The sequence below is a fragment of the Streptomyces sp. NPDC058000 genome (assembly GCF_042886435.1).
Taxonomy (GTDB): Bacteria; Actinomycetota; Actinomycetes; order Streptomycetales; family Streptomycetaceae; genus Streptomyces.
The window spans coordinates 43,692-56,604 of record NZ_JBHVQS010000039.1 but is presented as its reverse complement, the minus strand read 5'-3'; the positions used below and the strand labels follow the sequence as shown (position 1 = coordinate 56,604).

The window sequence follows — 12,913 nt, the reverse complement described above, 5'->3', positions numbered from 1 at the left end:
CGGCCGTCAGCGGGCGCCGGGGGAGGGGGCGCCGGGGGAGGGGGCGCCACCGCGCCGGATGCGGGTGGCCAGCCACAGGTCGAAACGGTCGTCGGGGTCGTCGAGGTGGCGCCCGGTGAGGTCCATCGCCTTGTCCAGGCGGTTGCGTACGGTGTGCCGGTGGACGCCGAGCCGGCGGCTGGTGGCGTCCCAGGCACCGCCGGTCTCCAGCCAGGCGGCGAGGGTGGCGATCAGCTCCTCGCCGTTGTCGGCCAGGTCCAGCGGGCCGAGCACGGTATCGGCGTAGCCGTGCAGCGTCCGCCGGTCGCCCAGGTCCAGCAACAGCCGGGCGGCCTCGCTCTGCCGGGCCTCCGCGGGCGCCCCGCTGGTCCGGCTGACCGCCAGCAGCCCGGTCGCCTGCCGCAGCGACACCCGGACCGCCTCCGGCGCGGTGGCCGGACCGATGCCCGCCGGACAGTGCGGTGCGAACCGGCCGAGCACCGCGTGGATGTCCAACTCCTCGCCCACCACCGCCTCGATCACCGGCCCCGGCGCGGACCCCGGCCCGCCGGTCACCCTCACCAGCCCGCCGGGCATCGCCAGCGCCAGATCGGCCGCCATCTCCTGGGCCGCGCCCTCCGACAGCCCGGCCCGTGCGGGTGCGCCGCCGGCGGTCCGCGGCCCGGTGACGGGCGCCGCCTCCACGACGACCGCCCGCACCCGCTCCGCGGACAGTCCCACCGACGCCAGCATGTCCCTGGCCCGGTCCGCCGCCAGGTCCTCGTCCGCCAGCAGCTCGGACAGGAGCGCCGACCGCCGCCGGCGCTCCGGCTCGTCCCGCAGGTGGCGTCGCTCCAGCTCCAGGGAGAGCAGCGAGATCAGTCCGGGGACGACGGACCGGGCGGCGTCGTCAGGCCGGCCGGTGAGCAGCAGCAGCCCGCGCAGCCGGCGGGCGCCGAGCGGCTGCACCTCCAGCTGCTGGCCGCCGGCGGTGCTGGTGGCACTGCCGCGCAGCCCCCGCGCGGCGACCCGTTCGACCAGGTCGCGGGCGTGTGCGAGCGGGGTCCGGGGCTCCTGCTCGGCGGCCGCCAGCTGCCGCCCCACCGGGTCGAGGACCGTGGCGCCGACCCCGGTGGCCGCCGTCCACTCCGCCAGCATCGGTTGCAGCCCGTCGCTGGTCGCCGCGGCCGCGGTCAGCCGCCGCTGGGTGGCGAAGGCCCGGTGCAGCACCTCCCGCTGCTCGGTGGCCCGGGCGTCGAAGACCGCCTTGGTGACCGCGATGAACGGGACCTCGTCCGGCACCGTCAGCAGCGGCAGCCCCGCCTCCTGCGCCGCCGTGACCAGCGGTTCCGGCGCTTCCTCGTACGGCAGCCCCTGCCCCAGCCCGAGCGCCAGGCAGGCCGCGCCGCCCTCGGCCACGTCCCGGACGTAGGCGCGGCAGTCCGCCGGCTCCATCGGCAGCAGCAGCCCGATGGTCATCAGCAGCTCGCCGCCCTGTAGCCACTTCCCCGGGTGCAGGAGGTCGGAGACGGTCGCCGCCTCGATGGTGCGGGACAGTAGCTCCTGCGGTACGTCGTAGGTGAGGGCCAGATGGAGGCCGGGCTGGGCCAGCAGGTCCGAGATACGCAGCGGCATAGACATAGTGTCCACCACATATCTATTGAATCGACGATCGGGCGATCGAGTCCCGGCGAGCGGGCGCCTAGGTTCACACCACCGCGGAATCCGCAGTTCCCCACCGGCTGCCCGCGGCACCACCCGCACACCCTGTCGCCACGCCCGAGGAGTAACCCATGGATCCCACGGCACCCATGGAAGGCACGAGCGAGGGGCGAGGCTCCCGCATGATCGAGGTCCGCTCCATCGACTACGTACCCGTCCGCGAACGGCACGGGAAGGTGTGGCACCAGGGTCCGTTCTGGTTCACCGGCAACTTCGTGCTCACCACGATGGTCACCGGCTTCCTCGGCCCGGCCCTCGGCCTGAGCCTGCCCGCCTCCGTGGCCGCCGTCATCCTCGGCGCCTGCTTCGGCACCTTCTTCATGGCCTTCCACGCCAACCAGGGCCCCCGGATGGGCCTGCCGCAGATGATCCAGTCGCGGGCCCAGTTCGGCATCCGCGGCGCGATCGTCCCGTTCGCCGCCGTGGTCTTCGTCTACGTCGGGTTCAACGTCTTCAACGTGGTCCTGGCCGCCCAGGGCCTGCGGACCGTCTTCCCCGGCGGCACCACCCTCTGGTACGTGCTGATCATCGGCGTCGCCATCGTGCTCGCCGTGGTCGGCCACGACCTGCTGCACCTGGTCCAACGCTGGCTCACCTACGTGCTGATCGTGGTCTTCGGCGTGCTGACCGTCGGTGCGCTGGTCCAGCTCGACCCGCACTCCGCGGCCGCCGCCGGGCACGCCGCGCACGGCTCCTGGACGTCGTTCCTGGTGGTCTTCTCCGCCGCGGCCGGCTACCAGATCAGCTACGCCGTCTACGTCTCGGACTACTCCCGCTACCTGCCCCGCGACGTCTCCGCGCGCAAGGTCATCTGGTGGACCTACGCGGGCGCGGCCGGCTCCGCCGCCTGGCTGATGTCGCTGGGTGCCCTGCTCGCCTCGGCCCTGCCGCACCCGGACGCGATCAGCGGCATCCGGCAGGTCGGCAACGCGATCGTCCCCGGTTTCGGCACCTTCGCGGTGGTCGTCTCGTCCGTCGCCCTGGTCGGCATCATGGCCGTCAACGCGTACGGCGCGATGCTCACCACCACCAGCGCGATCGACGCCTTCCGCACGGTCAAGCCGACCGTCCGGATCCGGATCGCCGGCATCGTGGCCATCGGCCTGATCGTCTTCACCGTGGCGATGCTGCTCCCGGAGAACTACCTGGAGAGCTTCAACACCTTCGTCCTGATGATGCTCTACTTCCTGATCCCGTGGACGGCGGTCAACCTGGTCGACTTCTACTGGGTCCGGCGCGGCCACTACGCGGTCACCGCGATCTTCAACCCGGCCGGCATCTACGGGCGCTGGTCCTGGCGCGGTATCACCGCCTACGTCGCGGGCTTCGTCGCGATGGTCCCGTTCTTCTCCACCTCCTTCTACACCGGCCCGATCACCAAGGCGCTGGGCGGCGCGGACCTCTCCTTCGTGCCCGGCCTGCTGGTCGGCGGCGGCCTGTACTACCTGCTCACCCGCAGCCTCGACCAGGCGGCGGAGGCGGCGGCGGTCGCCGAGAGCGAGCGCGAGCTGGAGGGAACCGAGGAGGACGGGGCGGCGGCCGCCGCGGCCTCGCACGGCTGACGCGCAGGGCGGCACGGGCCGCCCGGGGCCGCCGCGCACCAGCGGATGAGCTGACCCGTTCGTCCCGCTATGGTCGGTCGGTAGGGATACGTCCTGCCGACCGATCGGCGTTTTCCGGCCATCCGGCCTTCGAGTCGCCCGGCCCCTCGGGTCGTCCGGCCCTCGGGCCACTGGGCCGCCCGGACGAAGGGAAGTGAGCGCACCATGCAGGTGGCGTTTCTGGTGGCCCCCGCGGGCACCGAACAGGCCGAGCTGACCGAACCCTGGCAGGCGGTCACCGCCGCGGGCGGCACGCCCACGCTGATCTCCACCAGGTCGGGTCGGATCCAGGCGTTCCACCACCTCGACAAGGCCGACACCTTCCCCGTCGACCTGACCGTGGACGCGGCGTCCGTCGCGGACTTCGACGCCCTGGTCCTCCCCGGCGGGGTGGCCAACCCCGACGCCCTCCGCCTGGACAAGGGGGCGATCTCCCTCATCGCGGCCTTCTTCGAGACCGGCAAACCGGTCGCGGCCATCTGCCACGCCCCCTGGACCCTGATCGAGGCCGACGTGGTCCGGGGCCGCACCCTCACGTCCTGGCCCAGCCTGCGGACCGACATCCGCAACGCCGGCGGCACCTGGGTCGACAAACAGGTCGTCGTGTGCACCCAGGCCGCCAACACCCTCGTCACCAGCCGCAGACCCGCCGACCTGCCCGCCTTCTGCAAGGCGCTGGTCGAGGAGTTCGCACGCTGAACCGCGGTGCGGCACGTCCTCGGGTCACGACGGCCGTGCCGCCGCCCCTCAGACCGGTCCGTAGACGGCGGCCCGGGCCCCGGTGAGCAGGGCCCAGTAGGGGTCGCCGTACGACCAGTGCCACCACTCGCTGGGGTAGTTCACGAACCCCGCGCCGCTCAGGGCCCGGGCCAGGAGAGCGCGGTGGTGGCGTGCCGGGGCCGACAGCCCCGGGGCGTCGAGCGGGCAGCGTTCCTCGTCCCCCGTGCGGTGGCCGTTCACCGCACCGCCCATGTCCAGTTCGACGCCCCGGGCGTCCACCAGCGTCACGTCCAGGGCGGCACCCGCGCAGTGCGGGGCCACCTCGACCGGGGAGACGAACGCGGCGGCCCGGCGCCGGATCTCCGTGGGGTCGGTGTGGCCCGCGGCGCGCAGGCGGTCCTCGTACCGGGCGAACCGCCGGGCCTGTTCGGCGCTGCTGCGGTGCCCCTCGATCACCAGGAACCCGACGCCCGCCGGTAGCTCCGCGGCCGCCGCGCGCAGCCGCTCGCACACGCCGGTCCGCGCCCGCCCGTACGCCCCGGCCGCATCCCGCTCCCTCGGGTCCAGGGTCACCGACGGGAGCGTCGCCACCTCGGCGAGCGGCTCACCGCACTCCCGCACCGGCACGCCCGCCACCCGCGGATCGCTCAGGACGATCATGGGCCGTATCCCTCATCCCTCTTCATCCCTCATCCATGTGGAAGTGACCATCTGTGAGGACCATCTGTGAGGACCACCGGTGAGGAGCGCCGGCGCGTCGCTACGGAATTCCTTGCGGAATTCCTTTTCCCGCACCCGCGTTGTGGCCCGCAGGGGGCCCGCCCACCCCCTAGGGGACAACCCCGACCCCGCCCCCTTCTCCCCTCCCCGCCCCGTCTCCCGCTCCGTCCCCCACCCCGACAACCACCGCCACGGACTCCGCCGGCAGGCGCAGCACCCCGTCGTCCTCCGGGAGCAGCGGGTGCGGCCAGCCGGCCACCGCCCGGAAGTCCCTCGGGGGGTCCCTCAGGAGGTCCGCCGGGGAGTCCGTCGCCCCGGGTGGGGTGAGCGGGATGGTGGCTGTGCCGCTCGGGGCGAGGTTGACGGCCAGGTGTACGGGGCCGCGGCGGAGCAGGAGCCAGCGGGCGTCCTCGTCGTGGGTGACGTGGGTGACGTGGGTGACGTGGGTGACATGGGGGCGGGACGGGTCGGGGTCGGTCAGTGCGGGGTGGGTGCGGCGGAGCGCGAGGAGGGTGCGGTACCAGGACAGCAGGGCGGCGTGCGGCGCGGCGGACGGTTCGGCCCAGTCCAGCACGCAGCGGTCGCGGGTGGCCGGATCCTGTGGGTCCGGCCAGTCGGAGCCGAGGCCGTCCCGCTGCGCCGTGCCGCCCTCCTGCGCGGCGAACTCGCGCCGCCGGCCGGCCCGTACGGCCTCCGCCAGCTCCGGATCCGGGTGGTCGGTGAAGTACTGCCACGGAGTACGCGCGCCCCACTCCTCGCCCATGAAGAGCATCGGGGTGAAGGGGGAGCACAGCACCAGCGCGGCGGAGCAGGCGAGCAGGCCGGGGGAGAGTGCGGCGGTGAGCCGGTCGCCGTGGGCGCGGTTGCCGATCTGGTCGTGGGTCTGGGCGTAGGCGAGCAGCCGGTGCGGCGGGGTCGCCCGTAGGTCGAGCGGTGCGCCGTGGCTGCGGCCGCGGAAGCTGGAGTAGCCGCCGTCGTGGAAGAAGCCGCCGGTGAGGGTCTTGGCGAGGGCGGCGAGCGGCGCGCGGGCGAAGTCGGCGTAGTAGCCGTGGGATTCACCGGTCAGTGCGGTGTGCAGGGCGTGGTGGAAGTCGTCGTTCCACTGGGCGTGCAGCCCGAGGCCGCCGGTCGCCCGCGGTGCGGTGGTGCGCGGGTCGTTGCGGTCGGACTCGGCGATCAGGAACAGCGGGCGGCGCAGTTGGACGGCGAGGGCGTCCACGGCGGCGGACAGTTCGGCGAGGAAGTGCTGGGCGCGGTCGTCGTGCAGGGCGTGCACGGCGTCCAGTCGCAGTCCGTCGATGCGGTAGTCGCGCAGCCAGCCGAGCGCGCTCCCGATGAGATAGCGGCGGACGTCGTCGGAACCGGGGGCGTCGAGGTTGACCGCCGCTCCCCAGGGCGTGTGGTGGGCGTCGGTGAAGTACGGGCCGAACTCCGGGAGGTGGTTGCCGGACGGGCCGAGGTGGTTGTGGACCACGTCGAGGACCACCCCGAGGCCGTGGCCGTGCGCGGCGTCCACGAACCGCTTCAGCCCGTCGGGCCCGCCGTACGGTTCGTGCACCGCCCAGGGCGCGACCCCGTCGTACCCCCACCCGTGGGTCCCGGGGAACGGGCAGACCGGCATCAGGGAGACGTGGGTGATGCCGAGGTCGGCGAGGTGGTGCAGGCGGTCCGCGGCGGCGTCGAAGGTGCCTTCGGGGGTGTACGTCCCGATGTGCAGTTCGTAGAGGACCGCGCCGGGCAGCGGGCGGCCGGGCCACGGGTGCCGCCAGGCGAACCGGGCGTGCTCGACGACCGCGCCGGGCCCGCCGGGGCCGTCCGGCAGCCGGGCGGCGCGCGGATCGGGCCGCGGCGGGCCGCCGTCGAGCCGGAAGGCGTAGCGGTCGCCGTCGCCGGCCGGTGCGTCCGCGCGCCACCAGCCGGGGCAGCCGGGGTCGCGCTCCAGTGCTACCGGTGGCCGGCCGGACCGGTCGCCGGCCCAGTGGAGGGCGACCCGCCCGGCGTCCGGCGCCCATACCTCGAACAGCACGGTTGTCCTCCTTCGTCGCCCCGGCCCGGCCGCCTCGGCACCCGCCGGCCCGGTCCCCGACGACGAAAGCACGCCGCCGCCCCGGACGGAAGGACGCGGTGCGGCGGGGCACCGACATCGCCTGGACACCGACTCACCGCAGGCCGGAGAATTACGCCATGACTTCGCTCCAGTTCCCCGCGCGGCCTTCGGACGCCGATCGGGAACGCGCACTTGAGCTGCTGCGCGAGGGCGCGGCGGAGGGACGGCTGTCCCAGGACACCTTCCTGCGTCGGCTGGAACTCGTCCTGACCGCCCAGCAGCACTCCGAACTCGCCCTGGCCACCGCCGATCTGGAGCGGCACGGCAAGGTCCAGGGGCTGTTGCTGCGGGTGGTCGGCCGGGTGTCGGCGTTCCACATCCGGCTGCGCAGGGCCTGGCGCACGGAGCGGTTGCCGAAGTTGCTGCTGCCGGAGCCCGGACCGTTCCCGCTGTCGATAGGGCGGGCCCCGGGTGTCGGCCTGCGACTCAACCACGAGACGGTCTCCCGGCACCACGCCGAGCTGCGCAGCGAGGGCACCGGCTGGATGCTGCGCGACCTCGGCTCCACCAACGGCACCTGCGTCAACGGCCGCCGGCTGGTGGGCGAGATCGCGGTCGGTCCCGGCGACCACATCAGGTTCGGTCAGGTGGACTACGTCCTGACGGAGCGCCGGGCACCCAGCGAGCGCTGACGAGCGGGGCCGGGGCCGGGGGGAAATGGCCGGGGCCGGACGGCCCAGCCTGGGTGCGGGTGCGGGTGCGGGTGCGGGTGCGGGTGCGGGTGCGGATGCGGATGCGGATGCGGTCAGTGCTGGTGCAGTCCCCGCCCCGCCAGCGTCAGGAACGCCTCGCCGACCGCCTCCGACAGCGTCGGATGGGCGTGCACCTGCTGGGCGACATCGGACGGTTCGGCGTCCCACGCCACGATCAGCTGGCTCTCCGCGATCATCTCCGAGACGTGCGGCCCCACCAGATGGACGCCCAGCACCGCGCCGGTGGCCTCACCGCCCGCGCCGTCCGCCGCCGCGATCACCTTCACCATGCCGCCCTGCCCGTGGACCATGCCCTTCGCGGTGGCCGTCAGCGGCATCGTGTTCACCTTGACCGCCAGCCCCCGGGCGCGCGCCGCGGCCTCGCTCAGCCCGACCGAGGCGGTCTGCGGACTGGAGTACGTCACGCGCGGCACCGTCGCGTAGTCCACCGGACGGGACGGCACCCCGGCCAGCGTCTCGGCGACCAACAGCCCCTCGGCGAACGAGGCGTGCGCCAGCCCGAGCGACGGCGGCGGCAGCAGGTCGCCGACCACGTGGATGCCCGGCACCGCGGTCTCCAGCCGCGACCAGTCCGCCGGCGGCACGAACCCCCGCTCGTCCACCGACAGTCCGGCCGCCGCCAGCCCGAGCCCGTCGGTCACCGGTACCCGCCCGACCGCGACCAGCAGCCGCTCGGCCTCGACCACCACCTCCTCGCCCTTGGGCGTGCGGACGGTGGCCCGCACACCGTCCGGCAGCAGCTCGGTGCCGGTCAGCGTCGCGCCCGTACGGACGGTGATCCCGCGCCGCTTCAGCCCGCGGACGAGATGCCGGCCGACGTCCTCGTCCTCCAGGGGCAGCAGTCGGTCCGCCGCCTCGACGAGGGTGACCTCGGCGCCCATCGAGCGGTGGAAGGAGGCGTACTCGACGCCGATCGCACCACCGCCCAGGACCAGCACCGACGCCGGCAGGCCGGCCGCGAACAGCGCGTCGTCGCTGGTCACCACCCTCCCCCCGGTACCGCCGGGAGGCGCCCCCAGCCCGTCTGCCGCCAGGCCCGGCAGCATCCGGGGCCGGGAGCCGGTCGCCAGCACGATCCCGCGCCGGGCGGTGAACGTACCGCCGTCCGGTCCGTCGACGACCACCGAACGCGGCCCGGTCAGCCGCGCCGAGCCGTGTACCACCCGCACCCCGGCGTGCGCCAAGGTGCCGGTCACGCCCTGGTGGTTGCGGGCCACGATGTCGTCCCGGGTGGCGGTCAGCGCGCCCCAGTCCACCGCGTCCACGGTGGCCTTGACGCCCCAGCGCGCGCTCGCCTCCGCGATGCCGTCGACCAGCTCCGCGGCGTGCAGCATCGCCTTGCTGGGGATGCAGCCGCGGTGCAGGCAGGTGCCGCCGACCAGGTCGCGCTCGGCGAGCACCACCCGCAGCCCGAGGGCGGCGGCCCGGAGTGCGGTGCTGTAGCCGCCGGTCCCAGCGCCGATGACGACGACATCCGGCTCATCGGGCCGGTCCGTGATCGAGTGCGTGTTCATGGCCCCAGCCTCCGCCCGCCTGCGGCCATGAGTCCAAGGCAATGTTTCTATGGGAACCATGAGCTACGTGCATGGCGGGGCACGGGGGATGTGGGGGACGGCGGATGAGTCTGCGGCAGATGGAATACCTGGTGGCGGTGGTCGAGGAACAGTCCTTCACCCGGGCCGCGGAGGGGCTGCACGTCAGCCAGTCCGCCCTCTCCCACCAGATCAAGGCACTGGAACGGGAGGTCGGCGGCCCGCTGTTGGAGCGGATGACCCGTGGCGTGCGGCTGACCCCGAGGGGGCGGGCCTACTACCCGCACGCCGAACTCGCCGTCCGTAGCGCCCACCAGGCCCGCCGCGCGGCCCTGGCGGCCGGCGGGTCCCAGAGCGGCGAACTCCACATCGCGACCGTGCACGCCCAGGCCATAGGGGTGCTCCCCGCCGTCTGCGCCCGTTGGGCCCGGCTGCACCCCGGGGTCCGCCTGGTGCTCCACGAGTACGCCACCACCGACGAACTGGGTGACCACATGGCGCGCGGGGTGGCCGACATGGCGCTGGGGCCGCGCCCGGAGGACTGGTCGGGGCCGGTCACCGTCGTCGGCCGGGAGCGGATGGTCCTGGTCGTGCCGCACGGCGATCCGCTCGCCGGCCGGGAGTCGGTGCGGTTGGCGGACCTGGCGGACCGGCCCTGGGTGCGGTGCAGCCTGGAGCCGGTGCTGGCCGGCCGCCGCTGGCTGGACGTGGAGTGCGAACGGGCGGGCTTCACCCCGCGCACCGCCGTCCGCACCCAGCACACCTCGACGGCCGTACGGATGGCGTCGGCCGGCGTCGGCGTACTGCTCACCGCCGCCCACGAACTCACCGGCCTCGACTGCGCCCGGATACCCACCGACCCGCCGTGGCGCCGCGACATCACGGTCTTCTCACGGGTCGAACTGACCGGCGCGGCCGCGGAGTTCACCGCACTGCTACGGGAGTGGGGAGCCGCCAACGACGCCTGACGCACCGTCAGCGCACCGTCGGCATGGTGCGCCATCAGCAGGGCGCACTGCCAGTACGGCGCACGGGCGGTGGGGCGCGCCATCAGTAGGGCGCACCGTCAGTACGGCACACGCCCAGTACGGCGCACCGCCACTACGGCGCACCGTCCGCGCGCCGGCCAGGGTGCTCCACCCGCCGCCCCGCGGCTACTCCTGTACGAGCAGTGCCACCGGCCACTCCGCCAGCAGGCCGTCCACCCCCACCGCGGTACCGCCCGCCAGCGTGCGGCCGGTCAGTACCTCCCGCCACTCGCCCCCCGTGGGCAGCCGCAGCACGGTGTCCCACCAGCCGCCGGTCTCCCGTAGCCGCAGCGACAGCCTGGTCACCGCGGTCACCACCCGCCCCGCACGGACGAACGCCACACAGTGCTCGGCCGCCGGGCCCGCCGCGGCCAGCGGCTCGTACGACGCGGCGGCGCCGAACCACTCCGGGTGCGCCCGCCGCAGCCGCAGCGCGGCGGCCGTCAGCCGCAGCTTCTCGGCGGACGGACCGGTCGGCGCGGTGCCGCGGTCCAGCTCCGCGAGCAGCTCCGGAGCGAACCGCGGGGGCCGCCGGTTGTCCGGATCGACCAGCGCCGCGTACTCCTGCTCGGTGCCCTGGTAGAGGTCGGGGACGCCGGGCACGGTCAGGTGCAGCAGCGTCGCGCCGAGGGCGTTCGCCCGGACGAAGGGGGCCAGTTCCGTTTCCAGCGCGGCCAGTTGACCGGCCGCCGGACCGCCCGGCCCACTACGGACGAACTCCGCCACCGCCTCCTCGTACACCGCGTCCGGCTCCGTCCAGGAGGTGCGCAGCCCGGCCTCCCGCACGGCCTTGAGGACCGCGGGCGTCAGCCTCTCCCAGCTCTCGTCGGGTGGGGGTGCCCCCGTCTCCGTCGGGCCGCCGGTGGCGGACGCACCCAGCCCGAACGCGGTCTGCCAGGCCGTCCACGCCACCATCGGATCCACCGGAACCGCGCCGTCCGCGACCTCCCTCCCGTCGGTCACCACGCTCAGCACGTCCCGCCACCGGTCCGGGCACTCCGACAGCACCGCGATCCGCGCCCGCACGTCGGCACTGCGCTTGGTGTCGTGCGTGGAGAGCACCGTGCCGCTCTCCGGCCAGTCCCGCTGCATCCGCGCGCAGTACTCGTGGAACGTCCCGGGCTCCAGCGCGGGTTCCCCGGGATCGCCCCCGACCTCGCACGCCGACAGCAGCACCGGATAGCGGTAGAAGGCGGTGTCCTCCACGGACTTGGCGTGCAGCGCGGACGCGGTCTGGGCGAACCGCGCCGCGAAGCCCGCGACATCGGGGTCCATGGCATCGGGGCCCACGGCGCCGATGTCCACGACATCGAGGTCCACGGCGTCGAAGTCCGGTGGGCCCTCCCCGCCGCCCGCACCGTCCCCGCCATACGTGAACCGCCCCAGCGCCAGGTCGTGGACCAGATCCACCGCCCCGGCCTCCTCCGGCACCCGGAACGTGGCCCGGGCCCGCTCCGCCGCGCCGCCCAGCATCACCGCGTCCGCCGCCGCCCGCGCGGCGTCCGTGCCGTCGCCGGCGTACGGCCGGTAGACCGGCAGCCGCACCAGGAGTTCCCGGACCGCCTGCCGCAGCGCCCACGGCGCGTGGTCGCCCGGCCGGGGCACCCGCTCGGCGATCCGGGCCGCGGTACGCACCAGCCGCTCCACCTCCGCCGCCAGGTCGTGCTCGACGACCTCGTAGGCGGCCCGCCGCACCGTCTCCTCCCAGTCGCCGCCCTCGTCGGCCAGCGGGGTGACGAAGTCGCGGTAGTGCGAGAACAGTCGCCCGGCGCCCTGCGGGCAGACGAACAGCCCGTCGATGTGGCGGAGCGCGTCATAGCCCGTGGTGCCCGCGCAAGCCCAGCCGTCCGGCAGCCGCTCCGCACCGGTCAGGATCTTCTCCACCACCGTCCAGCAGCCCTTGCTGCCGGCCCGCAGCCGCGCCAGATAGCCACCCGGATCCACCAGCCCGTCCGGATGATCGATCCGCAGCCCGTCGACGACCCCCTCCCGGACCAGCCGCAGCACCGTCCCGTGCGTGGCGTCGAACACCTCGGGGTCCTCGGCGCGGATCCCGATCAGCTCCGAAATGGTGAAGAAGCGCCGGTAGTTGAGCTCGGTGCGGGCCAGCCGCCACCAGGAGAGGCGGTACCACTGCGCCTCCAGGAGGCGCTCCAGCGGCAGCCGCTCCGTACCGGGACGCAAGGGGAAGACCTGCTCCCCGTAGTGCAGCACCCGTCCCTCGACTCGGAACCGGTACAGCTCGTCCCCGATCCGCCCCTCCAGTACGGGCAGCAGCAGCCGCCCGCCGTGCCCGCCGTCCCAGTCGATGTCGAACCAGCGCGCGTACGGCGATGCCGGGCCGTCGCGCAGCACCTCCCACAGCGGCCCGTTGAGCGACAGCGGCGCGGGCACCGCCATGTGGTTGGGCACGATGTCGACGACCAGCCCGAGACCGTGCCCCCGAGCCGTCGCCGCCAGCGCCCGCAGCCCCTCCTCGCCGCCCAGTTCGGCCCGCACCGCCGTGTGGCCGGTCACGTCGTACCCGTGGGTGGATCCCGGCACCGCCTCCAGTACGGGCGAGAGGTGGAGATGGGACACCCCGAGTGCGGCGAGGTACGGGACCGCCCGCTCGGCGGCGGCGAACGGGAAGTCCGGCTGGAGTTGCAGCCGGTAGGTGGCGGTCGGCGACGGACGTGAAGGCTGCGTCATGGGAACACCCGTACCCCGCCGGCGGCCCGTTCTGTCATCGGGTTGCGTCATCCCGGCCGTCCCACCCGTCGTGTCTTCCTCCGAACCGTCGGACCGGTCG

9 protein-coding genes are annotated in these 12,913 nt (G+C 74.3%); 4 read left to right on the top strand and 5 right to left on the bottom strand.

Going from position 1 to position 12,913, the window contains the following annotated elements; all coding sequences use genetic code 11:
* Window positions 1–6: 6 nt before the first annotated feature.
* Complete coding sequence (locus ACFVT2_RS29580) at window positions 7–1,614, bottom strand: PucR family transcriptional regulator (protein WP_390022728.1); 1,608 nt, start codon at window positions 1,612–1,614, stop codon at window positions 7–9.
* Window positions 1,615–1,772: 158 nt separating this feature from the next.
* Here ACFVT2_RS29580 and ACFVT2_RS29575 point away from each other — a divergent pair, with 158 nt between their 5' ends.
* On the top strand, window positions 1,773–3,263 hold the full coding sequence (locus ACFVT2_RS29575) for a purine-cytosine permease family protein (protein WP_390022726.1): 1,491 nt from the start codon (window positions 1,773–1,775) through the stop codon (window positions 3,261–3,263).
* A 204-nt stretch (window positions 3,264–3,467) separates the two neighbouring features.
* Window positions 3,468–4,001, top strand: a complete 534-nt coding sequence (locus tag ACFVT2_RS29570) for a type 1 glutamine amidotransferase domain-containing protein (protein ID WP_390022724.1) — start codon at window positions 3,468–3,470, stop codon at window positions 3,999–4,001.
* A gap of 48 nt (window positions 4,002–4,049) precedes the next feature.
* Here the strand turns inward: ACFVT2_RS29570 and ACFVT2_RS29565 are convergent, their stop codons facing one another.
* Window positions 4,050–4,682 carry a M15 family metallopeptidase gene (locus ACFVT2_RS29565; protein ID WP_390022722.1) on the bottom strand — a complete coding sequence of 211 codons (633 nt, stop codon included), beginning with the start codon at window positions 4,680–4,682 and terminating at the stop codon, window positions 4,050–4,052.
* 169 nt (window positions 4,683–4,851) lie between these two features.
* Window positions 4,852–6,768, bottom strand: coding sequence for a malto-oligosyltrehalose trehalohydrolase (treZ, locus tag ACFVT2_RS29560; protein ID WP_390022720.1), 1,917 nt, complete (start codon window positions 6,766–6,768; stop codon window positions 4,852–4,854).
* Window positions 6,769–6,926: 158 nt separating this feature from the next.
* On the opposite strand from treZ, the gene ACFVT2_RS29555 reads away from it, so the two are divergent.
* Window positions 6,927–7,481, top strand: a complete 555-nt coding sequence (locus ACFVT2_RS29555) for an FHA domain-containing protein (protein ID WP_390022719.1) — start codon at window positions 6,927–6,929, stop codon at window positions 7,479–7,481.
* Between the two features lie 113 nt (window positions 7,482–7,594).
* Here ACFVT2_RS29555 and ACFVT2_RS29550 read toward each other — a convergent pair whose 3' ends face one another.
* Entirely contained in the window at window positions 7,595–9,076 is a 1,482-nt protein-coding gene (locus ACFVT2_RS29550) for a dihydrolipoyl dehydrogenase (protein WP_390022718.1), read from the bottom strand.
* A gap of 104 nt (window positions 9,077–9,180) precedes the next feature.
* Between ACFVT2_RS29550 and ACFVT2_RS29545 the strand changes: the two genes are divergently transcribed.
* Complete coding sequence (locus ACFVT2_RS29545) at window positions 9,181–10,062, top strand: LysR family transcriptional regulator (protein ID WP_390022717.1); 882 nt, start codon at window positions 9,181–9,183, stop codon at window positions 10,060–10,062.
* 186 nt (window positions 10,063–10,248) lie between these two features.
* Here the strand turns inward: ACFVT2_RS29545 and treY are convergent, their stop codons facing one another.
* A complete protein-coding gene (gene treY, locus ACFVT2_RS29540) occupies window positions 10,249–12,813 on the bottom strand; it encodes a malto-oligosyltrehalose synthase (RefSeq protein WP_390022715.1) in 2,565 nt (854 codons plus the stop codon).
* Between the last annotated feature and the right edge of the window lie 100 nt (window positions 12,814–12,913).